The following is a 23,795-nucleotide window of genomic DNA, read 5'->3' as shown; positions in this document are numbered from 1 at the left end:
TATTTTATTAACTTATTATAAATATAGCCCGAATAGTGGTGAATGTTTGCTAATTTTACACTTTAATACTTAAATAATGCCAAAAACAATAAAAAAAGTTGGTGTTCTTACATCAGGAGGAGATTCACCAGGAATGAATGCAGCCATTCGATCAGTAGTTCGAACTTGTGCTTATCATAACATCGAATGTATCGGAATTTATAGAGGGTATCAAGGAATGATTGAAGGTGACTTCAAAGAGATGGGACCTCGAAGTGTAAATAATATTGTAAATAAAGGAGGAACGATTTTAAAATCGGCTCGTTCATTGGAATTTAAAACTCCAGAAGGAAGAAAAAAAGCACATGAAAATCTTGTAAAAGCAGGAATCGATGCTTTGGTAGTAATAGGTGGTGACGGAAGTTTTACCGGAGGCTTATTATTTAACTCAGAATATAATTTCCCAGTAATGGGAATCCCAGGAACTATAGATAATGATATTTTTGGTACGAGTCATACTTTAGGGTATGATACGGCACTAAATACTGTTGTAGATTGTATCGATAAAATACGTGATACTGCGAGTTCTCATAACCGTTTATTCTTTGTAGAGGTAATGGGTAGAGATGCAGGACATATTGCTCTTAATGCAGGAATCGGAGCTGGAGCAGAAGAAATTCTTATTCCAGAAGAAGATTTAGGATTAGATCGATTGTTAGAATCACTTCAAAAAAGTAAAGCTTCAGGAAAATCATCAAGTATTGTTGTTATTGCCGAAGGAGATAAAATCGGTAAAAACGTATTTGAATTAAAAGATTACGTAGAAGCAAATTTACCAGAATATGATGTAAGAGTTTCTGTTCTGGGGCATATGCAACGTGGAGGTTCGCCTTCGTGTTTTGATCGTGTTCTCGCAAGTAGATTAGGTGTAAAAGCTGTAGAATCTTTACTTGAAGGGAAATCAAATTATATGGTTGGTTTACAAAGTGACAAAGTGACTTTAACGCCTTTAGAACAAGCAATTAAAGGGAAATCTGAAATAGATAGAGAATTGCTACGCGTTTCTGAGATCATGTCAACATAAAAATATAGAATAAAAAAAATTGAAGTTTATTGTGAGGAAATTAGACTTTGAAAATAAGTAGAATAACAAAAAATAAATAAAAATTTAGTAAAATGTCAAAAGTAAAATTAGGAATAAACGGATTTGGAAGAATTGGAAGAATTGTTTTCAGAGAATCTTTCAATAGAGATAATGTAGAAGTTGTAGCAATTAACGATTTATTAGATATTGATCACTTAGCTTATTTATTAAAATATGATTCAGTACACGGTCGTTTTGACGGAACTGTAGAAGTAAAAGAAGGAAAACTTTTTGTAAACGGAAGAAACATCCGTATCTCTGCAGAAAGAAATCCTGCTGACTTAAAATGGAATGAAGTAGATGTAGATGTAGTTGCTGAATGTACTGGTATCTTTACAACTATCGAAACTGCAAATGAGCACATTAAAGGTGGTGCTAAAAAAGTAATTATTTCTGCTCCGTCTGCAGATGCTCCAATGTTTGTAATGGGAGTAAATCATGAAACTGCAAAAGCTTCTGATTTAGTAGTTTCTAATGCATCTTGTACTACAAACTGTTTAGCTCCATTAGCTAAAGTAATTCACGATAATTTCGAAATTGTTGAAGGTTTAATGACAACTGTTCACGCAACAACTTCAACTCAAATGACTGCTGATGGTCCTTCTAGAAAAGACTGGAGAGGTGGACGTGCTGCTAGCATCAACATCATTCCTTCTTCTACTGGAGCTGCTAAAGCTGTTGGAAAAGTAATTCCTGCTTTAAATGGAAAATTAACTGGAATGTCTTTCCGTGTTCCTACTGCTGACGTTTCTGTAGTAGACTTAACTGTAAAAGTAGCTAAAGAAACTTCTTATGAAGAAATTATGGCTGTTTTAAAGAAAGCTTCTGAAACTACAATGAAAGGTATTTTAGGATATACTGAAGATGCTGTTGTATCTCAAGATTTCATTTCTGATAAAAGAACTTCAATCATTGATGCTGGTGCAGGAATTGGTTTAAACTCAACTTTCTTCAAATTAGTATCTTGGTATGATAATGAGTACGGATACTCTAGCAAATTAATTGATTTATCTGTGCATATCGCAGGTCTTAAATAATTTTATATACATTTCAAAATCCCGTTATTGAATAGATAGCGGGATTTTTATTATTTTGTTTGACTCTCCAATAATGTAAATAATTACACTTAATATTGTATGATGAAAAACTAAACCGAAAACTAAATAAAATAAAATGAAATTAATAGTTGATAGTGGATCTACTAAAGCAGATTGGATAGCAATTGATGATAATGGTAAGATATTATTCACAACACAAACCTTAGGATTAAATCCTGAAATTCTTAATGGAGATGAAATCGTAAGCCGATTAAATGATCGTTTTGATATTTTACAGAATAAAAATACAGCCACACATTTGTTCTTTTATGGAGCAGGTTGTGGAACAGATAGAATGAAAATCTCTCTATCACAAATTTTTCAAGAATATTTCGTTAATGCAATCGTAGATGTTCACGAAGATACTTATGCAGCAGTATATGCTACAACTCCTAGAGGAGAAAAAGCAATTGTTAGTATTTTAGGAACAGGATCTAACTGTAGTTATTTTGATGGTAAGCAATTATACCAAAAAGTACAATCATTAGGTTATATCGCAATGGACGATTGTAGTGGTAACGTTTTTGGAAAAGAATTAATTAGAAAATATTACTTTAATAAAATGCCTCAGGATTTGGCAGTTGAATTTGCAAAAGAATACAACATGGATCCGGATTTTATTAAAAACAAATTATATAAAGAGCCAAATCCAAATGCTTATTTGGCTACTTTTGCAAAGTTCTTAATCAAACATAAAGATTCAGAGTTTTGTAGAAAAATCATCTTCAAGGGGATGAAATCATTTGTTAAGAATTACATCAAACAATTTGATAATTGTAAAGAAGTGCCAGTTCACTTTGTAGGTTCTATCGCTTATTACTTGAAAGATGAGTTACAAGAAACTTTTGATAAATATGAATTGCAATTAGGTAATGTTTTGAGACGTCCAATTGATGGACTTATTGCATATCATATTTCTAATAAATAAGATACATGAAAAGTATGGAGATTGCTATTATTGCTCACGATGGAAAGAAGGCAGACATGGTTCAGTTTTTGAATAAAAATAAAGCACTCTTACTTCAGGAAAATATTAAACTTATCGCTACCGGAACTACAGGAAGTAAGGCTGTGAACGCAGGTTTTAAAGTCAGAAGAATGTTATCTGGTCCTATGGGAGGTGATGCTCAAATTGCTGCAAGAGTAGCTGAGGGTAAAACACAAATGGTTTTCTTTTTTAAGGATCCGCTTGCAAGTCACGCACATGAAGTCGATATTAATATGCTAATCCGAGTTTGCGATGTACATAATGTGCCATTGGCAACAAATGAAGCTTCGGCACAATTATTATTAAATGCCATCGCATTGCAATTATAGAAATCAAAATAGTATAATTATATATGAACCGTTTCAGTTATTTGAGACGGTTTTTTTATGACTTGTTTTGTTTGTAATTACTTGATATTTATTGATTTATGCTTTGTATTGTCTTTTTGTGTAAATTTGATACTAAATTTAGTGTTAATTCATGAAAAAGAACATAGTAGTTGCGATTATTGCTCATGATAACAAGAAAGCAGACATGGTTCAGTTTTTAGATAAAAACAGAATCATTTTGCAACAAGAAAGAATGAAGCTTATAGCAACAGGGGTATTAGGGAAAAATGTTGAGAAATCAGGTTTTAAAGTAATCAAAATGCTTCCTGGTCCTATGGGAGGTGATGCTCAAATTGCTGCAAGAGTAGCTGAGGGTAAAATTCAGATAGTTCTTTTTTTGAAAGACCCGCTAGCGAGTCATGCACATGGAGTAGATATTAATATGCTAATGCGGGTGTGTGATGTTCATAATGTACCGTTGGCTACAAATGTAGCCTCGGCACAATTACTACTTGATGCTATCGTATTGCAATTATAGAAATCTCTACATTTACATTTTTAGGTAAGCAAGCTACTTGTACAGTTTCGCGTGCAGGTGCCGTTTTCTCGTCAAAATAAGCGCCGTAAACACCGTTTATCGCTGCAAAATTATTCATGTCCATAATAAAAATTGTTGCTTTTACTATGTGTTCAAATGTCATATCGGCAGCTTTTAAAATAGCAGCTATATTCTCCATTACTTGTTTTGTTTCATCAAGAATGTTATCAGTAACTAATTCTCCAGTTTGAGGATTAATAGCAATTTGTCCAGATGCATAAAGTGTATCGTTTTTTAAAACAGCTTGGTTATATGGTCCGATAGGAGCTGGTGCATTTTCGGTAAAAATGATTTTTTTCATGATTATCTCAATTTAAATTAAATGTGTTTTTGTCTGTAACAAGATAAATCTATCTGTTAATAGTACTTCTTTTGTTCCATTTGATGTCGCTAAGAACTCCAGATTTTATTCCTATAAAGAAGTTCCAGTTAGAATTAGTACCTAACGGAGTCCAGTTAAAATCCATTCTCCAGCTTAATAAATCTCTTTCAAAACGTAGTTGAGTAAAAGTAACCCCTTTTTGTACAAAATCATATCCTGTAGAGATACCACCTTTCCATTTAGGAGTAATATCCATATTGGCAGAAATCATTATAGAGTTTCCGATAATCTTGTTTTCTCTGGCATTATTTCCATAAGTTAGGGAGTAGGCAAGTGTCATATCCCAAGGAAGTTTTGCATTAAAGAATTCAGTTATTGCATTATCATCTTCTTCAGATCCATCAAACTGACTTTTACGTTGGTCATTTAAGTCTGTATTTGTTCCAAACAAATCATCTTCACGACCACCATTTCTCTCGCTTTGTTTGTTTTCGTCTTTTTTCTTTTTATCCTTGTTTTTATTCGAGATAGAATAGTTCAACGTCATATTAGCGCTGGTCATTCGGAATAAACTTCCGCCGTTATCAATGTTGAATTTGTTTATTTGTCTACCAGAGTTGTCAATCGCATATGGATTTAATGTAGCTCCAAAATTGACATTCATCTTGTCTTGTAAAAGTTGTGTTCCTCCACTAACTCTAACAGGTTGCCATGCAAATGAGTTAATTCCGTCAGCATTAAAATTATAACTCGTAGAAAAATTTAAGTTATTAAGTAACATTACTTTTTTAGGTTCTGTTTTTGTGCTGTCTCTGTCTGTAACTTTAGCTTCAAAAGTATTGCTTAAATCAAATCCTACAATGTTTGAGTTAGAATTACCTGGAGCACCAAAAATACCTCCTTCAAAACGGCTATACTCTTTAATAATAGTTCCAGATGCATCACTTGCATAAGTATCGTAATATTTATCAAAACTTGGCGTGTATCCGTAAGAAACAGATGGACGCATTACGTGGCGTATTGATTTTATTTTTTTATCGGCTCCAAAATTAAATGTACCATATATAGTAGTACCAAGACTAGAGCTAAAAGAGTACGTTCTATAAGCGTCAAAACCATTTACAACTTTATCCACCACTTTACTTTGGTCGCTATCGTAATATCTTTGGATGGTTTTAGTTTGCCATACTTCTTGGTAATTTGCGGTTGTACTGGCACTAAAATATTTGAATATTTTAAAGTTGGTACTAATAGGGATGTTGTGTTTTGCTCCAATTTTGGCATCATCAAACATTTGAGGTTTAAAAAATAGAGAATCGGTTGTAACGATACTATTTTTCCCGCTCAAGTTGTATTGAAAGTTAATGTTTTTGATAAAACCTTTTTTAACACCGTTTTTACCTACAAAAGGATATATCCTGTCTACACTAGCTTCTACCGTTGGTAAAGTCATATTAATAACTTCGGTTTGTGTATTTTGAGAGTGTGTAGCGGTTATCGAAGTACGTATTTGTGGTAACGTATTAAAGTTTTTGCTATAAGAAACAGATGAACTTAATGTGTTGTTTAAGCTCGATCCGATGTTAGCCTGATTGATAGATTGTTTAAAGTATTTACTACTACCCATATTCACCGATGCAGAGAAACTCGAGTTAGGACTCGCTTTTGTGTCTTTAGAGTGTGACCATTGAATGTTGTAAATATTCTGTTTAGAGTAATCAGGATATCCTCTTTCGCTAGATATCAGGTTTTCAAAACGTACATTTATGTTACCTCTATATTTATATCTTTTTGCATAAGCAGACTCAAATCGCATGGCGTAACTTCCGTTAGTATAATAATCCCCCAGAACTGTTAAGTCATAATTATCGCTTAAAGCAAAATAATAACCTCCATTTTGTAAAGAGAATCCTCTGGTATTAGAGTCATTGTAGCTAGGTAAAATTAAACCTGAGACACTTTTTTCGTTTGTCATTGGAAAATAAGCAAATGGTAAAGCGATAGGAGTAGGTACATCGGCAATTACCATATTGGTTAAACCAGTAATTACTTTTTTTCCAGGAATAAATTTAACTTTACTCGTCTGGAAATAATATTCGGGATTATCTACATCTTTTGCAGTAGTAAATCGAGCTCCTCTTAAGAAATAAACAGAGTCATTTTCTTTTTTTGTAATACTAGCTTTTATTCTAAACTCTCCTTGTTCAGATCTTGAATTCCAAATTAAAGCTTTTTGAGTTTTGAAGTTAAACCGTATAGAATCGGGTTCTACGGCACTTGCTCCTTGTTTAAAATTTGGATATTGTGTATAAACACCTGCAGAATCTTTAAGACGACCTGCATAGACTTCATTTTTTTCGTAATCTAAAACAATGATACCAGATTTTAGTTCAACATCCTGATAATATAATTCTGCTTCATTATATAAGGTGATAAGCTTACGCTTTTGATCAATCTTTGCATAATCTTTGGCTTTGTATTTTACTTTGCCATCCAAAAAAGCTTTTTTTGGTTTTATGCTATCTACCTTTATGGTGTCGACAGTTGCAGTTTTGATGCTATCTGGCTGTTTACTAGCGCTTGCAGCTTTCTTTTTTTTGTTTGTTTCTTGAGAATATAGATTACCGCATCCTAGCGTTAGGAAAAATGATAATAAAACGATATTAAATAAGTTTGTATGCAAAGGTTTAAATACTATTTTTGTAAAAATATGGCTTGTTTTTTGACATGTCAAACTTACATATAATTTTTTGTCAAAAATAATCAATTGAAAAAATTATAACAGTTGTGTTTTATTAAAATTAACTTTTAAATTTATGAATATATTTAGCAAAATTAGGGTAATATTTAGTTTATTTCTAACTATAATATCGTTTTCTGCTTATAGCCAGTCCAATGTGTTTAAAGTGACTTTGGATGCAGGTCATGGAGATCACGATTTTGGAGCCGTTTATAGCGGAAGGATTGAAAAAAATATTGCTTTGGCTATTGTTTTAAAAGTAGGTAAATTACTAGAATCTTATCCGAATGTTGATGTTATTTATACTCGAAAAACGGATGTTTTTATAGATTTGGTCGAAAGAGCCAACATTGCCAATAGAGCTAACTCTAATATTTTTGTGTCTATACACTGTAATGCAAACAAAAATACTGCTGCATTTGGTACAGAAACCTATGTTATGGGTATGAATAAAATTGCTTCGAATCTTGAAGCGGCAAAAAAAGAGAACTCTGTTATTACTTTAGAGAAAGATTATAAACGTAAATATGAAGGTTTCGATCCTAATTCGCCAGAATCTATGATTGGAATGACATTAATGCAAGAAGAATATTTAGATTATAGTATTGCATTAGCAAGTAAAATTGAAGAGGGATTTGATGTTCTTGGAAAAAAATTACGTCATGGTGGAGTAAAACAAGCTCCATTTATGGTACTTCATAAAGCATATATGCCAAGAGTTTTGGTAGAAACAGGTTTTATTTCTAATCCGACAGAAGGAGATATTTTAAATTCTGAAGCGGGACAAAATGAATATGCAAAGGCTATTGCCGAAGCTATTATCAGTTATAAAAAAGAATATTTTGGTACAGGTTCTGCTGATGCTGCCGATGAAAAACCATCTACTAAGATGATCGAAAATGCAGTTAAAGATTCTACACCAGTAAGAAATGTAAATACGGCGCCAGCTCAAAAAACTACTGTAAAACCTAATTTAACAGGTTCTATATATAAGGTACAACTTTTGGCAAGTATAAAAAAGACACCATTGTCTCCAGCAAACTTTAAAGGATTATCTGGGGTTTCTGTAGTATATGAGAATAATGTTTATAAATACACCTACCAACAAACAGCGGATTATAATCAAGCAAAAAAATATTTGCAAGAAGCAAAAGATAAGGGGTTTGACTCTGCTTTTTTGATTGCATTTAAAAATGGAGAAAAAATTAGTATCCAAGACTCGCTTAAATAATAATTACAAGTTCAATATTTTTATATTAAATTTGTACAAACACTTACAATTTTGAAACTAACAAGAGAAATTAAAACGGCTATTTTAGTCATCGCATCAATTTTATTATTTATTTGGGGGTATAGCTTTCTAAAAGGCAAAGACCTCTTTACAAACTACAAGACATTTTATGTTGAATATGATAATGTAGAAGGATTAGCTACATCTGCACCTGTTACCTTAAATGGTTTAGCAATTGGTAAAATTAATGGTATAAAAATTAACGAAGCTACAGGGAAATTATTAGTGGAATTACAGTTAAAAACTGATTTCCCAATCTCTAAATCTAGTGTAGCATCTATATATGAGCCTGGATTTATTGGAGGAAAACAAATTGCAATCCTACCAGATTTTAATGATAAACAACCTGCAGAAGAAGGACAAATGTTAAAAGGAACTACTAAACTTGGTTTAACAGAAGGTTTAGCAGATAAATTAGCTCCAGTTCAGGATAAAGTAGAGAAGATGCTAGTTAATATAGATAAACTAGTTTCTGGATTAAATAATATCCTAGATCAAAAAGGACAAGAGGATTTAAAAAAGAGTTTAGCAGAATTAAGCCAAACTATGGCTCAATTTCATAAAGCTTCTGCTAGTGTAAATTCAATTTTAGATACTAACAAAAACCAAATTAACGGTATTGTTACAAACTTTAATAAAGTTTCTGGGAATTTTTCTAAAATGTCAGACTCTTTAAATAAAGCAGATTTAGGTAAAACGGTTAGAAATTTAAACCAAACATTGGCTAAAGTTGATGGTATAATGAATGGGTTAAATTCAGGTAAAGGTACAATGGGTAAATTATTAAAAGACGAAGCGCTTTATAATAACTTACAAGCAACATCTAAAGAATTAGAGTTGCTATTACAAGATGTGCGTTTGTCGCCAACACGTTATGTAAACGTTTCTCTTTTTGGTAAGAAAAACAAACCATACGTAGCTCCAGTAAACGATTCGATTTCTAAAAAATAAGCTTAAAATATGAGTTATTTAGATAATATTTTATTTGCCATTCTTCTTATCATTGGTTTTGGATTTTTTGCGTCTAGCGTAAAAAAAATCATCCGAAACATAAAACTTGGTGTAGATGTAGACCGTAAAGATAATTCTAAAGCGCGTTGGACAAACATGGCTATGATTGCCCTTGGTCAGTCTAAAATGGTAAAAAGACCAATTGCAGGAGTATTGCATATTGTTGTTTATGTTGGTTTTATTATTATAAATATCGAATTACTCGAAATCATTATTGATGGTTTATTTGGTACACATAGAGTATTTGCTCCATATTTAGGACCTGTATATGACGTACTTATTGGTTCTTTTGAAATATTAGCATTATTAGTTCTAGTTGCGGTATCAGTTTTCTGGATAAGAAGAAATGTTATTCGATTGAAGCGTTTTATTAATCCAGATCTAAATGGATTCCCTAAAAACGATGCAAATTACATCTTGTATTTTGAGGTTGTATTAATGGCTTTATTTTTATTGATGAATGCTTCGGATTTTCATTTGCAAAATGTTCCAGGAGGATTTTCACATTTTCATAAAGCAGGAAGTTTTCCTGTAAGTCAATTTATAGCGCCAATTTTCAACGGAATGTCAAATGAGTTGGTAATGTTACTATCAGAAGCATTTTGGTGGTTACATATTACAGGTATCTTAATTTTTATGAACTACTTGTACTTCTCTAAGCATTTACATATTTTATTGGCTTTCCCAAATACGTATTTTGCTAATTTGAAACCTGAAGGTCAATTTGATAATCTTGAATCGGTTACAAAAGAGGTTAAATTAATGATGGATCCTAATGCTGATCCTTTTGCAGCAGCGCCTCCAGCAGATGAAAATGCTGCACCAGCTAAATTTGGTGCAAGTGATGTTCAGGATTTAAACTGGGTTCAGTTATTAAATGCTTACACTTGTACAGAATGTGGTCGTTGTACTTCGTCTTGTCCTGCAAATCAAACAGGAAAAAAATTGTCTCCTCGTAAGATTATGATGGATACAAGAGATAGGTTACAAGAAGTAGGTAAAAATATAGATGCTAATAAAGGAGTTTTTGTTCCAGATAATAAGTCTTTATTAAATGATTATATCACTCCAGAAGAATTATGGGCTTGTACATCATGTAATGCATGTGTGGAGGAATGTCCTGTAAATATTAGTCCGTTATCGATTATCATGGATATGCGTCGTTACTTGGTTATGGAGCAAAGTGCTGCGCCAATGCCATTAAACGCGATGATGACAAATATTGAGAATAATGGAGCGCCATGGCAATACAATCAGCAAGATAGATTGAACTGGAAAAACGAAAATTAAGATAGTTTAAAGGGTTATTTGTTTATCCATTTAAGCGATTGAATAAAATATTAAAGGTTTTTAGTAAGGTTATAGTAAAGAGTACGATTAACCAAGTAAACGATTAACCGATTTAACAACAAAAGAAGATGTCAGAAAGTTTAGTTGTGCCAACAATGGCAGAAATGCTAGCCCAAGGAAAACAACCAGAAGTTTTATTTTGGGTAGGTTGTGCAGGAAGTTTTGATGATAGAGCAAAGAAAATCACAAAAGCGTTTGTGCGAATATTAAATCGTGCAGATGTCTCTTTTGCAGTTCTTGGTACAGAAGAAAGTTGTACAGGAGATCCTGCAAAACGTGCTGGAAATGAGTTTTTGTTTCAGATGCAAGCTATGATGAACATTGAGGTTCTGAATGCTTATGAAGCAAAAAAAATAGTTACAGCTTGTCCGCATTGTTTTAATACGATAAAAAACGAGTATCCTGAACTTGGCGGAAAATATGAAGTTGTACACCATACAGAATTCTTAAAATCGTTGCTTGATGATGGTCGATTAACCATTGAGGGTGGGCAGTTTAAAGGAAAACGTATTACGTTTCATGATCCTTGTTATTTAGGAAGAGCTAATAAAATATATGAAGCACCAAGAGAGTTAATCGAGAAGCTTGATATTGAGTTGGTCGAAATGAAACGCTCTAAAGCAAACGGATTATGTTGTGGAGCTGGTGGAGCGCAAATGTTTAAAGATGCTGAGCCTGGAAACAAAGAAGTAAACGTATTGCGTACTGAAGATGCTCTGGAAGTAAAACCAGATATTATTGCTGCTGCTTGTCCGTTTTGTAATACGATGCTAACGGATGGTATTAAAAATAAAGAAAAAGAAGCTGAAACTAAAGTAATGGATATTGCCGAGTTAATCGCTAATGCACAGGATTTGTAAACTAAGGTTCTGAGTTGCTTAGATGCTAAGGTTCTAAGTTTTTTACTTGAAACTTCTCAAATCTAAAATCCAATAATTTAAAATAAAATTAAAATGTATATTCCTTTTGAAAATTTACCCGGTGAATCAAGGATTTGGATTTATCAATCCAATAGAAAGTTCTCGGACGAAGAATTTTCTGAAATCGAAACTGCTTTACAAGATTTCCTTGAATCTTGGGCTGCACACGGAACTAGTTTAGAATCATCATATTTGCTTAAATATAACAGATTTATAATTATTGCTGTAAATCAAGATGTACAAGCTGCAACGGGTTGTTCTATCGATTCTTCGGTAGAATTTATCCAAAGTTTGGAGAAAAAATATAATGTAGACTTACTAGATAAGATGAACGTTACGTTTAAACTAGGCGAACATATTGCTCATAAACCATTGATTGATTTTAAGAAAATGGTTAAAGATAAAGCAGTTACTGAGAACACTATTGTTTTTAATAACCTAGTAAATAATATAGAAGAGTTTAATGAATCTTGGGAAGTTCCCGCAGCAGATAGCTGGCATAGTAGATTTTTTTAAATCTGTATTAGAGATAAATCATAAGAGGCATAAAATTTAGATTTTATGCCTTTTTTTTGTCTAAAAGCTATATTTATGTATGAGTTTTATTTGTTGTAGTTGTAAGTAATTGGTGCTGTATACACATTTGTATAAACTTGAATAAATTATATTTGAAATGAGAAATTCTGATAATGATTATCGCTGGTTGAAATATAAAAATGGTAAGTCATATTTTGCTATTGTGAATTTAGATATTGAAAAGAGTGAAATAAAAAATGAAATCATTGAGAATTATTCTGGAATGGGCTACAGTAATCACTCAATAGATGTGGGGAGCGAAGGTATGGAATCTTGGAAAAAAGGATTAATTGCAGGTTTGGAGTTTGCTCTTTCGTTTAGTTCTGATTTTTGGAAAATTGTTATAAATAAAGTGGAAGGTAAGCCAATGACTGATACAAACCCGACAATTATTGGTTATACTGGTATTTTGGCTTTTTTAGAAGCAACAGAAATTGTAATTGATAAGCAATTACTGCAACAATTAGAAGAGTTCGTTTATGATAGTTGGAAAGAGAATAGCGATGAAAGAAAACCAAATTTCAGTATTCGAATTTTTGAATAAAGCTTTTATGAATTTATTGTTTTGTTCATAATATTGGAAACCTTTGTCAAAGTTTTGAACTTTGACAAAGGTTGTTGCGGTGTGATGTATTGTTGTCTAATAACACCTTATATAAACTAAATCTCAGATCTAGCCCCGATGGGAGCGATATCCTTTTTTAGCCTTTTTTTGACTGAAAAAGATATAGTGCACAGCGGGACAGTAGGTTCTTTTGGAAATGAAAACTTCTGCTTCTGAAAATTAGAAACTCTAATGGTTGAATATTATTAACATTCTAAAATTTCAATTGAAGATTAATTTTAAGTACTTTCGTAAGACTAAAATTAATACATGAAAATAGCAATAGTTTGTTATCCTACTTTTGGTGGGAGCGGGGTTGTAGCAACAGAGCTCGGTCTTGAATTAGCAAGACGTGGTCACGAAATTCACTTTATAACTTATAGTCAGCCTGTTAGGTTGGCGCTTTTGAATCCTAATGTACATTATCATGAAGTAAACGTTCCTGAATATCCTTTGTTTCACTATCAGCCGTATGAGTTGGCTTTGTCAAGCAAATTGGTAGATATGGTTAAGTTGTATAAGATTGAGTTGCTTCATGTGCATTATGCTATTCCTCATGCGTATGCGGGCTATATGGCGAAGCAAATGCTTAAAAATGAAGGGATTCATATTCCGATGATTACAACGCTTCACGGAACGGATATTACGTTGGTAGGAAATCATCCGTTTTATAAACCTGCTGTAACTTTTAGTATTAATAAATCAGATTATGTGACTTCGGTTTCTCAGAGTTTGAAAGATGATACATTAAAATTATTTAATATCAAGAATAAGATTAAGGTGATTCCTAATTTTATTGAATTGGATAAGGTTAAGAAAGATCCTGATGCTCCTTGTCATCGTTATGTTATGGCAAAGGAAAACGAACGTATTATTACACATATTAGTAATTTTAGAAAAGTAAAACGTATCCCGGATATTATCAAGATTTTTTATAATATCCAGAAAGAGATTCCAGCAAAATTAATGATGGTAGGTGATGGGCCTGAAAAGGAGAAAGCCGAAAATTTATGTCAGGAATTAGGGATTTATGATAAAGTAATCTTTTTTGGGAATAGTAACGAGATTGATAAAATCTTGTGTTTTACGGATTTATTCTTGTTACCGTCTGAAACGGAAAGTTTTGGTCTGGCTGCGCTTGAAGCAATGTCTTGTGGTGTTCCTGTGATTTCTAGTAACTCGGGTGGTTTGCCTGAGGTAAACTTTGATGGTTATTCGGGTTACTTAAGCGATGTGGGTAAAGTGGAAGAAATGGCTGTAAATGCGCTAAAGATTCTTAAAGATGACGCAACACTGAATGTGTTTAAGGCTAATGCGCTTGAGGTTGCTAAGAAATTTGATATTAAAAACGTATTACCAAAATATGAGGCATTGTATCAAAAAGCAATTAACGATTATAAAGATCATAAAGGAGTACAGTAAAATATTAATTTAAAAGATTAACAATGAAAAAGTTGCTAGTATTGTTTGTTTCTGTTTTTGCTATTTCTTGTGGGGCAACAAAATCTGGAGATAAAAATAGTGCTCTTTATGAGGTATTGACTCAGCAAAGTGATGGTGGTGGAAATATTCATTTTTTTGAAATATTGAGCGAACCTAACGAAATCAAGATGCTTACGAGCGATGAGAGTTTAAAAGGGAAAATAAAAGAAGAGGATGTAAAAAAGGCAAATTATATTGTCTTGAATATGGGAGAGAAAAATACCGGAGGTTATTCTATAGGTGTTGAAAAAGTAGAGGAAACAGATAAGAATATCATCATAACGGTTAAAGAAACTGCTCCTGCTCCTGATAGCATGGTAATGCAAGTAATTACTTATCCTTATGCGGTGGTAAAAATAAATTCGAAAAAGGAAATTATCATTAAATAAAAAAAATCCTGTCATTAACAATGACAGGATTTTTTATAAATACATTTTATTAAAATTGAAATTTGATTCCTAAACCGATATCAAATCCAAAATTATCATCATCGTAATATCCAGAACCTATTTCTGGTCTTGCATCTAACGAAAGTAAGATTGGCACTTCTTTAAATCCGTACTCAATACCTATATCTCCAGCAGCAAATACAAAAGTTCCGCTGTCTCTATATCCATGGTAATCATGATCCCAGCTGCCGATACCACCACCGACACCTGCGTACCAGTTAAAACCTTGATCTATGTTCCATACCCATTGGTATAGACCTACTAATTTAAAAGCATCTACATCGTTGCTATTTCTCCAGCCTAAATCGGCTTCAATTCTATTGTTTTTAGATAATGCTCTTTGGTAAGATATCTCTCCTCCAAATCCGTGGTTATCACCTAAACGTAATCCTAATGCATTTTTAGAAATGTCTTGTGCTTGTGCAGTAAATGCTAATCCTAGCAACATAATAGCTGACAAAATTATTTTTCTCATATAGTAAGTATTTATTTAAACAAAGTTATTGTATAAACAAAATGTTAAAATTATAGAAATTATATTAAATGTTTCATAATTCACATTTTTACTTTGTCAAATTATACTTGATAAAAGTCGTGTTAGGTTTATTTAGGGATAAAACGAGATGCGATTAATTGTCCGCTTAGGCTATCTTCCATTTCAAAGAGATTTTCTTCTTCGGTGAAATTCATCTGGGAGTAATGAAATAATTTCCATCGTTTTTTATGGTATTCTAATGCAGTTAGATTTTCTATCCAATCGCCTGAATTTAGATAAAGTGTTGATCCGTTTTTGTTTTCTTTTTTTTCAATTTTTGGTTCATGAATATGTCCGCAAATTACGTAATCGTATTTTTTTTCGATGGCTAAATCTGTTGCTGTAGTTTCGAAATCGGATATATGTTTGACAGCTTTCTTTACACTAGCTTTTATCTTTTTTGAAAAAGAATAAGGTTCTCTGTCTACTTTTGATAGACACCAGTTTATAAATCTATTGGTTAAAATGAGGTAATCATAACCTATTCCGCCTAGTTTTGCGATCCATTTTGAGTGTTGTACAGAGGCATCGAATACATCTCCGTGAAAAATCCAAGCTTTTTTATTATCTAATTCGAGAATTAATTTATCGACTAAGGCAAAACTTCCCATAGTCATTTCGCTGAATTTTCTTAGGATTTCATCGTGATTACCTGTTACATAATACACTTTAGTTCCTTTGGAAGCAAAGCCAATAATTTTCTGAATTACCTTTAAATGAGATTTCGGAAAGTAAGATCTCCTAAATTGCCATGCATCAATTATGTCGCCATTTAATACTAAAATTTTTGGTTTAATGCTTGATAAGTAGTTGCTTAGCTCTTTGGCATGGCTTCCGTAAGTTCCTAAATGAACATCTGATATTACTACAACTTCAACATTTCTTTTTTTCAATTGTTTTTGATTTGGTGTTTAACAAATTTAAAGAATCTGCTGATGATTTGTTTTTAATAAATAGTTATCAATTGTTCTTCAATTTTAAGAAATCGTGACGATAATGCAAGTTAACCTTTAGATAATAATACCAATTTAAAATTTTTTAATTTAATTCATAAAACTTACATTTGCTCAAAACTAATTACAATGGCGGGAAATAGCTACGGAACACTATTTAAAATTACAACATTTGGAGAGTCACATGGGGAAGCTTTAGGCGGAATTATTGATGGTTGTCCATCGGGAATAACACTAGATCTTGAAGCGATTCAGTTTGAAATGTCTAGAAGAAAACCTGGGCAGTCTGCAATAGTAACCCAACGGAAGGAACCAGATGATGTACAATTTTTATCTGGAGTTTTTGAAGGAAAAACCACTGGTACTCCAATTGGTTTTATTATTCCGAACACAAATCAAAAGTCAGATGATTATTCGCATATAAAAGATAATTACAGACCTAGTCATGCTGATTATGTTTATGACAAAAAATATGGTTTTCGCGATTACCGTGGGGGAGGTCGTAGCTCTGCCCGCGAAACTGCCAGTAGAGTTGTTGCTGGTGCAATTGCAAAACAAATGTTACCTACTATTAAAATCAATGCCTACGTTTCGTCTGTAGGTCCAATTCATTTAAATACGCCGTATCAGGAATTAGATTTCTCTAAAACAGAAAGCAACCCAGTTCGTTGTCCAGATGAAGCTGCAGCTGAAACTATGGAAGAATATATTAGGGATATAAGAAAACAAGGCGATACTGTAGGCGGTGTTGTATCTTGTGTGATTCAAAACGTGCCTGTAGGTTTAGGAGAGCCTGTTTTTGATAAATTACATGCCGAATTAGGAAAAGCAATGCTTTCTATCAATGCTGTAAAAGGTTTTGAATATGGTAGTGGTTTTTCTGGTTCTGAAATGAAAGGTAGCGAACATAACGATTTATATAATCCTGACGGAACTACTAAAACTAATCTTTCTGGAGGTATCCAAGGTGGAATTAGTAACGGAATGGATATTTATTTTAGAGTTGCTTTTAAACCTGTTGCAACAATTATGCAAACTCAGGATTCATTGGATAACAAAGGAAATATTACACCTATGACTGGTAAAGGACGCCATGATCCATGTGTGGTTCCTCGTGCTGTACCAATTGTAGAAGCTATGGCTGCAATTGTTCTTGCAGATTTCCATTTGATAAATAAAACATATTAGAGAGATACGTAAGACATGCGAGCGTCTTATATTTAATTAATAATACAAAAAACACTTGATGAACAATAATACAGAAATCAAAAAAAAATCTTTTTTCAGAGGCTTAACGGGGCAAATTCTTATTGCAATGTTTCTTGGCGCGACATTAGGTATTATATTACATAATTATATTTCGCATGATGCGGCAGTAGAGTTTAGTAATAAAATAAAGATGCTGGCGACTATTTTTATTCGTTTGGTTCAGATGATTATTTCGCCTTTAGTATTTACTACTTTGGTTGTAGGTATTGCTAAACTGGGAGATATAAAAACAGTAGGAAGAATTGGAGGAAAAGCATTAGCTTGGTTTTTTACCGCTTCTTTTATATCGTTACTAATTGGTTTATTCTATATAAATATTTTGCAACCAGGAGTAGGTTTAAAATTAGACCACGTAGATATGTCGGCTGCAAGTGAGGTAACGGCTAAAACACAATCATTATCTTTTGAGAATTTTATTGCACATATTGTTCCTAAAAGTATTTTTGAAGCAATGGCTACCAATGAAATTTTGCAAATTGTAATATTTTCAATTTTCTTCGGATTAGCGGCAGCTTCATTAGGAACGAGTGTAAAACCTGTTATTAATGCGCTGGATAAAATGTCGCATATCGTTCTTAAAATGGTAAACTATGTAATGAACTTTGCTCCAATTGGAGTTTTCGGAGCCATTGCAGGAGTGTTTGCAGTAAGAGATGCTGAGGAATTGTTGATTACGTATTTTAAATTCTTTGGATCATTCTTAATTGGTATAAGTACTTTATGGGTAGTTCTAATTGTAGTAGGTTATATTTTCCTTAAAGGAAGAATGACTGAATTATTAAGACGTATTACTGGTCCTGTAGCGATTGCTTTTGGTACAACAAGTAGTGAGGCTGTTTTTCCTAAATTAACAGAAGAGCTGGAAGAATTTGGAGTAAAAGATAAAATAGTTTCATTTATGTTGCCTTTAGGTTATTCTTTTAACCTTGATGGTAGTATGATGTACATGACTTTTGCTAGTATATTTATTGCTCAATTCTACGGAGTACATTTAGATATAGGAACTCAAATGGTTATGCTTTTGGTTTTAATGTTAACCAGTAAAGGTATTGCAGGTGTACCAAGAGCTAGTTTAGTTGTTGTTGCTGCAACATGTGGTATGTTTGACATTCCTATAGAAGGTATTGCTATAATTTTGCCAATTGACCATTTTTGCGATATGTTCCGTAGTGCTACAAACGTATTAGGTAATGCACTTGCTACATCGGTAGTAGGAAAATGGGAAGATGGAAAAGAGATGAATTTTGATGCAGTAGATTCTAATAATTAAGGGCAGAAATCTTAATAACGAGATAGTTAAAAAAGAGTACTATTTGCAAGAGTAATTTGTATTCTTTTTTATTCAAAATATATTATAAGGAGTTGTATTTTATTTATAAAATACAACTCCTTTTTTATTTTTAAATGTATATTTGATAAAACTATAGTTAATTTATGTTTAAGATTCGGATTGTTTTATCGTTATTTTTGCTGATTTGTTTTGTAAAGCCTGTAATTGCTAAGACAGATTTACCAACAGAACAAGATATCACAAGAACAGCAGATAAAGCGCTTAAATATTTGAAAGAATCTGATTTTGAAAAATCATTAATCGTTTCCAGAATAGTTTTACAACAAGCATTAATAGCTAAAAACAATAACCTAATAGCTGTTTCATACAATATCATTGCTGCAAATTACAATGAGTTTTCGGAATTTGACAAAGCAATATTCTACTATAAAAAGGCATTATCCTTCGCCAATAAAACAACTAACAATATTTTAAAAAACAGAATTAATAATAACTTAGGCAATATGTATTGTTTTGAGAAAAAGCAATATGAAAAAGGAATCGAGTATTATAAAAAATCACTCGATTACAGTAAGAAAGAAAATGATACTGATCTTGTTTATTTGATTAATTTAAATATTACCTGGGCTTATTTTGATATTGGAGAGTTTTCATTGGCATTGCCTTATTTTAAATATATAAATGAGCATCATGAGGATCATCCTAGCGAATCTACAATTGTAGCCTTTAATTTGCTTAACGGAATGTATTATTCTCATATCGGAGATAACGATAAAGCTTCGGCATATTTTATTCAGGCAATTAAGGAAGGTCAAGCGGGAACTGAAAAATCTGATTTATTGAATTCTTATCTTGAATATTCTAAGTTCTTGAATAAAATAGGTGATTATAAGCAAGCTTATCAAAATATTATTAAGCACAATTCGGTTAAGGAAATTCTTTATAATGAACGTAAATTAAAAAGTGCAGAAAAGGCAGGTTTTAATCTGGAACTGGATGAGTATAAAAGGCAGATTGGAAAAATTGAAATTGAAAAAGGGGTTCAATATCAGGATTTAAGAAAGTCTAGGATTATTGTTTTACTATTTGTTTTAACCTCTTGTATTTTTCTTATTCTGATAGTTACGTTATACAAAAACGTTGTTTTTAAAAAGAGAACGAATGCGCAGTTATTGTTTACAAATGAGGAATTAATAAAAGCCAAAGAGCAGGCAGAAGAGGCTTCGGTACTTAAAACTCAATTTATATCTACCATTAGTCATGAATTACGAACGCCACTTTATGGCGTTGTGGGTATAACTAATATGTTGCTAGAGGAACATAAAGAGCTTGCAAGAAGTCAGCATTTAAGCTCTCTAAAATTCTCGGCTAGATATTTATTATCCTTGGTTAATGATATTCTGCAAATCAACAAAATTGAAGAAAATAAAGTTGTTCTCGAGAGTTTAACTTTTAATATATCTGATGAGATTAATATGATAAAGAACTCTTTGTCTTTTTTATCTCAAAAAAACAACAATTATATTACGGTAATTATCGATTCGGATATTCCTGAATATTTAATTGGTGATAAGTTAAGACTTGCTCAAATATTAATGAATTTGGTTAGTAATGCTTTAAAATTTACTAAAAGAGGCGAAGTATTTATTATTGCAAATTTGGTTAAAGTTGCTGGTAAGGAACATTATATTGAGTTTCAGGTAAAAGATACCGGAATGGGAATTGCCGTTCCTGATCAGGATAAGATTTTCGAGAAGTTTGTTCAGGTTGGTCGCAACGAACAAGATTATCAGGGAACAGGTTTAGGATTAACTATTGTAAAACGATTATTAGGATTGTTTGGTAGTTCGATTTCATTAGAAAGTAATGTTGGGGAAGGAACTACATTTACGTTTACTATAGCTTTTGAGTATGATCCTGAGAAAACCAAAAGCATAATTAATGAAATTCAGGTTGATTTAACTTCTAATCAGGTGTTCAGGGTTTTGGTTGTTGAGGATAACCGAATTAACCAGCTTGTTACCAAAAAAATTATCGAAAAAAACAATTATAGTTGTACTGTTGTAGATGATGGGTTTGCTGCTTTAGAAATATTGGATACGGAATCTTTTGATGTGGTTTTAATGGATATTAACATGCCAATGATGAATGGATTCGAAACAACTAGAAAAATACGCTTAAAAGGCATAAAAACGCCTATTGTGGCATTAACTGCTTTTGATAAGGATGAAATTACGGATGAAGCGATTTCTGCCGGAATAAATGATATTATAATTAAGCCTTTTGAATCGGTAAAATTATTCAAAATTATAAATTGCCTTATTGTAGAAACAGAAAACGTTGGCGCTATGCCAACGTTTGAATCTAGATTGATTTAAAACTCGAATTTCATGAACGAATTGATAAAATTCGAGTTTAGCTTTTATGTTTACGTGATAGGATTAGTACCAACGTTTTTTGTTTTGTTTGGATGCGTTTGATTTTCTCGATTTATGTGCTCCGCCACTTCTGTTTGAGTTTTTAGGCTTTGCTGTCGCTGCTGCTTCAGGACTTCCTGCATGCCATTGGTACGGATGATCGCTTACGGTTTTTACATCAACTTTTATTAGTTTTTGTATATCTTTCCAATATCCGTGTTCGTCTTTACTACAAAAAGAAATTGCAATTCCGCCATTTCCTGCACGCCCCGTTCTACCAATTCGGTGTACGTAAGTTTCAGGAATATTTGGTAAGTCGAAATTAATTACGAATGGTAATTGGTCAATGTCAATACCACGTGCAGCAATATCTGTAGCTACAAGTACTCCAACTTCTTTGTTTTTAAAAGCATCAAGAACACGTTGTCTTGCATTTTGAGATTTATCACCGTGAATTGCTTCGGCAGCGATATTGTTTTTTCTAAGTGCTTTTACAACATTATCGGCTCCATGTTTTGTTCTCGAGAAAACCAAAACATTCGATAAGTCTTCATTTTTTATCAAATGATATAAAAGATTTCTTTTTTCTGTTTTTTCAACAAAATAAACACGTTGTTCTACGTTTTCGGCTGTAGATGATACTGGCGAAACTTCTACTTTTGCTGGATCTTTTAAGAACATTTCGGCTAGTTCACGAATTGCAATTGGCATTGTAGCCGAGAATAACAAGGTTTGTCTGTTTTTTGGAGCAAGTTTTACAATCTTTTTTACATCGTTTATAAAACCCATATCAAGCATTTGATCTGCTTCATCTAGTACTAAAACATGTAAATGATCTAAATCTATAAATCCTTGTTTTTGTAAATCAAGTAATCTTCCTGGTGTTGCCACAAGAATGTCTACTCCGTTTTTAAGCGTATCTACTTGCGGATTTTGTGATACTCCCCCAAATATTGTAAGTTGAGTTAGGTTGGTGTATTTTGCATAAGTTTCAAAACTTTGCCCAATTTGCACCGCTAATTCTCTTGTTGGTGTAACTATAAGTGCACGGATTTGTTTGGCTTTTTTAGATGAACCTACAATTCTGTGTAATTGATGTATAATAGGAATAGCAAATGCTGCAGTTTTTCCAGTACCTGTTTGGGCACACCCAATTAAATCTCTACCTGCTAATACAATCGGAATAGATTGCTCTTGGATAGGAGTAGGGTTTGTGTAGCCTTCTTCAAATACGGCTTTTTGTATACTTTTAGAAAGTGATAAGTCTTCGAATAACATATTTTCGGTATTAGGAATTTAGTTTTAATTACTAAAATTCTGTGCAAAGATAGGTTTATTCGCTTAATCGTTTATTTGAATATGCGTTTATTTAGTTATTGAGCTTTTTATTTCGATTTTTTCAAAGTTCGCTTTTATGAAATCTGTAACTAAATAACCAATTAATTTTCCGATTAAATGATTGTTTTTTTCTTCGCCTAAATCTGGAGCACCTTCACAAATATGTAAATAAGCAGCATTTTTATGTTGACCAAAATAAGATACAAACTGGCGCAGTTCTTCAATAGAAAACCCGCTTAAAGTCATGGCGCTACTTGCAATATTAGGAATAGCATCCAAATCGATTTCGATCCCGAAGATATCAGTTTTTACAAAATCTAAAGAAAATTGCATTTCGGCATTAAAATCCTTTTCTTTTCTAATTTTTACACTGTCATAAGTATTGTAGCGAACTCGATCTTCAATTTTTTTGATAATATCGAGTACACTTTTAGAGGTGTAATTTTCGTGTAAACCAAATATGAAGTATTTTTTTAAGAAGCCTTCTTCGTAAGCGTAAGAAAAACCATTTCCGCTATGTCTCCCTTCCAGAATTCGGAAATCTGAATGCGCATCAAAGTTAACTGCATTTATAGGTTTTCCTTTTGCAAGAGCCGTTCCTTTTATATTTCCATAGGCATTATTGTGACCTCCGCCTATGATAATTGGGATTTTTCCTGCTTTGATAACGTTAAATATAATGTGAGAAACTTCTTTGTCTACACGTTCTACCAATTGGCTAAGTTTTGATCGGTCATCGATGTCGTTAAAGTCAAGATGTTCTACTTCCTTCATCTCTTTTTGCACATCAATTTGCCCTAAAACTATAATATGATTTCCTTTACAAAAACGATTGTGCTGGATGTTTGCAATACTCTTTATGGCACTATCCCAAGCAGATGCAGCCCCGGGTCTTCCGTAGTTGGCGCGTATTCCGATGTCTTCTGGAATTCCTAAAAGGACATACTTTGCTTCGCAATTTTTAAGAAATTCAATTGTGTCAGCTCCTTTTGGGACTATTATCATTTTTTCGCCAAATTTTATTTCGCCACTTCTGTGATTTGTAACTTTGGCTAAGTCGTTAATAGTAAAAGGGATTAGTTTTTCCATAAAAAAAAATATATTTTCCAAAA

Annotated in this window: 22 protein-coding genes; 16 read left to right on the top strand and 6 right to left on the bottom strand. The window is 32.5% G+C overall.

The window, feature by feature from the left end; translation table 11 throughout:
• The first annotated feature begins 76 nt into the window (after positions 1 to 76).
• From pfkA to IW20_RS07480, 5 genes are all read left to right on the top strand, one after another.
• Entirely contained in the window at positions 77 to 1,063 is a 987-nt protein-coding gene (gene pfkA / locus IW20_RS07500; protein ID WP_035620497.1) for a 6-phosphofructokinase, read from the top strand.
• Between the two features lie 92 nt (positions 1,064 to 1,155).
• Entirely contained in the window at positions 1,156 to 2,160 is a 1,005-nt protein-coding gene (gene gap / locus IW20_RS07495) for a type I glyceraldehyde-3-phosphate dehydrogenase (protein ID WP_035620495.1), read from the top strand.
• A 136-nt stretch (positions 2,161 to 2,296) separates the two neighbouring features.
• Positions 2,297 to 3,148: an N-acetylglucosamine kinase gene (locus IW20_RS07490; protein ID WP_035620492.1), complete on the top strand. Its 852-nt coding sequence runs from the start codon at positions 2,297 to 2,299 to the stop codon at positions 3,146 to 3,148.
• A 14-nt stretch (positions 3,149 to 3,162) separates the two neighbouring features.
• On the top strand, positions 3,163 to 3,537 hold the full coding sequence (locus IW20_RS07485) for a methylglyoxal synthase (protein ID WP_035620562.1): 375 nt from the start codon (positions 3,163 to 3,165) through the stop codon (positions 3,535 to 3,537).
• Between the two features lie 163 nt (positions 3,538 to 3,700).
• Positions 3,701 to 4,075, top strand: coding sequence for a methylglyoxal synthase (locus IW20_RS07480; protein ID WP_035620561.1), 375 nt, complete (start codon positions 3,701 to 3,703; stop codon positions 4,073 to 4,075).
• Here the strand turns inward: IW20_RS07480 and IW20_RS07475 are convergent.
• Together IW20_RS07475 and IW20_RS07470 are read right to left on the bottom strand one after the other, a co-directional pair.
• Entirely contained in the window at positions 4,056 to 4,436 is a 381-nt protein-coding gene (locus IW20_RS07475; protein ID WP_035620489.1) for a RidA family protein, read from the bottom strand. The two genes, IW20_RS07480 and IW20_RS07475, sit on opposite strands and share 20 nt — an antisense overlap.
• Before the next feature lie 49 nt (positions 4,437 to 4,485).
• On the bottom strand, positions 4,486 to 7,191 hold the full coding sequence (locus IW20_RS07470) for a putative LPS assembly protein LptD (protein WP_035620560.1): 2,706 nt from the start codon (positions 7,189 to 7,191) through the stop codon (positions 4,486 to 4,488).
• Between the two features lie 82 nt (positions 7,192 to 7,273).
• On the opposite strand from IW20_RS07470, the gene IW20_RS07465 reads away from it, so the two are divergent.
• The 8 genes from IW20_RS07465 to IW20_RS07430 all read left to right on the top strand — a co-directional run bounded on the left by IW20_RS07465 (position 7,274) and on the right by IW20_RS07430 (position 14,820).
• Entirely contained in the window at positions 7,274 to 8,428 is a 1,155-nt protein-coding gene (locus IW20_RS07465) for an N-acetylmuramoyl-L-alanine amidase family protein (RefSeq protein ID WP_035620487.1), read from the top strand.
• Positions 8,429 to 8,479: 51 nt separating this feature from the next.
• Entirely contained in the window at positions 8,480 to 9,439 is a 960-nt protein-coding gene (locus IW20_RS07460; protein ID WP_035620485.1) for an MlaD family protein, read from the top strand.
• A gap of 9 nt (positions 9,440 to 9,448) precedes the next feature.
• Entirely contained in the window at positions 9,449 to 10,789 is a 1,341-nt protein-coding gene (locus IW20_RS07455; RefSeq protein ID WP_035620484.1) for a (Fe-S)-binding protein, read from the top strand.
• A 128-nt stretch (positions 10,790 to 10,917) separates the two neighbouring features.
• Positions 10,918 to 11,709: a (Fe-S)-binding protein gene (locus IW20_RS07450; protein ID WP_035620482.1), complete on the top strand. Its 792-nt coding sequence runs from the start codon at positions 10,918 to 10,920 to the stop codon at positions 11,707 to 11,709.
• Between the two features lie 93 nt (positions 11,710 to 11,802).
• The gene (locus IW20_RS07445) at positions 11,803 to 12,285 is read left to right on the top strand and encodes a hypothetical protein (RefSeq protein ID WP_035620480.1); all 483 of its coding nucleotides are present in this window, start codon (positions 11,803 to 11,805) and stop codon (positions 12,283 to 12,285) included.
• Between the two features lie 157 nt (positions 12,286 to 12,442).
• The gene (locus IW20_RS07440; RefSeq protein ID WP_035620478.1) at positions 12,443 to 12,889 is read left to right on the top strand and encodes a hypothetical protein; all 447 of its coding nucleotides are present in this window, start codon (positions 12,443 to 12,445) and stop codon (positions 12,887 to 12,889) included.
• 330 nt (positions 12,890 to 13,219) lie between these two features.
• On the top strand, positions 13,220 to 14,371 hold the full coding sequence (bshA, locus tag IW20_RS07435) for an N-acetyl-alpha-D-glucosaminyl L-malate synthase BshA (protein WP_035620475.1): 1,152 nt from the start codon (positions 13,220 to 13,222) through the stop codon (positions 14,369 to 14,371).
• Between the two features lie 23 nt (positions 14,372 to 14,394).
• Positions 14,395 to 14,820, top strand: a complete 426-nt coding sequence (locus tag IW20_RS07430; RefSeq protein ID WP_035620473.1) for a protease complex subunit PrcB family protein — start codon at positions 14,395 to 14,397, stop codon at positions 14,818 to 14,820.
• 49 nt (positions 14,821 to 14,869) lie between these two features.
• Here the strand turns inward: IW20_RS07430 and IW20_RS07425 are convergent, their stop codons facing one another.
• Positions 14,870 to 15,355 (bottom strand): hypothetical protein, encoded by a 486-nt coding sequence (locus IW20_RS07425; protein ID WP_035620470.1) that lies wholly within the window; start codon positions 15,353 to 15,355, stop codon positions 14,870 to 14,872.
• A 128-nt stretch (positions 15,356 to 15,483) separates the two neighbouring features.
• Positions 15,484 to 16,308, bottom strand: a complete 825-nt coding sequence (locus IW20_RS07420) for a UDP-2,3-diacylglucosamine diphosphatase (protein ID WP_035620468.1) — start codon at positions 16,306 to 16,308, stop codon at positions 15,484 to 15,486.
• 189 nt (positions 16,309 to 16,497) lie between these two features.
• On the opposite strand from IW20_RS07420, the gene aroC reads away from it, so the two are divergent.
• The 3 genes from aroC to IW20_RS07405 all read left to right on the top strand — a co-directional run bounded on the left by aroC (position 16,498) and on the right by IW20_RS07405 (position 21,306).
• Positions 16,498 to 17,556, top strand: a complete 1,059-nt coding sequence (aroC, locus tag IW20_RS07415) for a chorismate synthase (RefSeq protein ID WP_035620464.1) — start codon at positions 16,498 to 16,500, stop codon at positions 17,554 to 17,556.
• A gap of 58 nt (positions 17,557 to 17,614) precedes the next feature.
• On the top strand, positions 17,615 to 18,907 hold the full coding sequence (locus IW20_RS07410; RefSeq protein ID WP_035620461.1) for a dicarboxylate/amino acid:cation symporter: 1,293 nt from the start codon (positions 17,615 to 17,617) through the stop codon (positions 18,905 to 18,907).
• A 164-nt stretch (positions 18,908 to 19,071) separates the two neighbouring features.
• The gene (locus IW20_RS07405) at positions 19,072 to 21,306 is read left to right on the top strand and encodes a response regulator (protein WP_035620458.1); all 2,235 of its coding nucleotides are present in this window, start codon (positions 19,072 to 19,074) and stop codon (positions 21,304 to 21,306) included.
• A 63-nt stretch (positions 21,307 to 21,369) separates the two neighbouring features.
• On the opposite strand, the gene IW20_RS07400 is transcribed toward IW20_RS07405, so the two are convergent.
• The gene (locus IW20_RS07400; protein WP_035620455.1) at positions 21,370 to 22,623 is read right to left on the bottom strand and encodes a DEAD/DEAH box helicase; all 1,254 of its coding nucleotides are present in this window, start codon (positions 22,621 to 22,623) and stop codon (positions 21,370 to 21,372) included.
• Positions 22,624 to 22,710: 87 nt separating this feature from the next.
• Entirely contained in the window at positions 22,711 to 23,772 is a 1,062-nt protein-coding gene (locus IW20_RS07395; protein WP_035620453.1) for a formimidoylglutamase, read from the bottom strand.
• Positions 23,773 to 23,795 lie beyond the last annotated feature (23 nt).

The sequence above is a fragment of the Flavobacterium hydatis genome, from assembly GCF_000737695.1.
GTDB classification, from domain to species: Bacteria; Bacteroidota; Bacteroidia; order Flavobacteriales; family Flavobacteriaceae; genus Flavobacterium; species Flavobacterium hydatis.
Note: the sequence above shows the minus strand (reverse complement) of the source record. Positions and strands in the feature narration are given on the sequence as shown.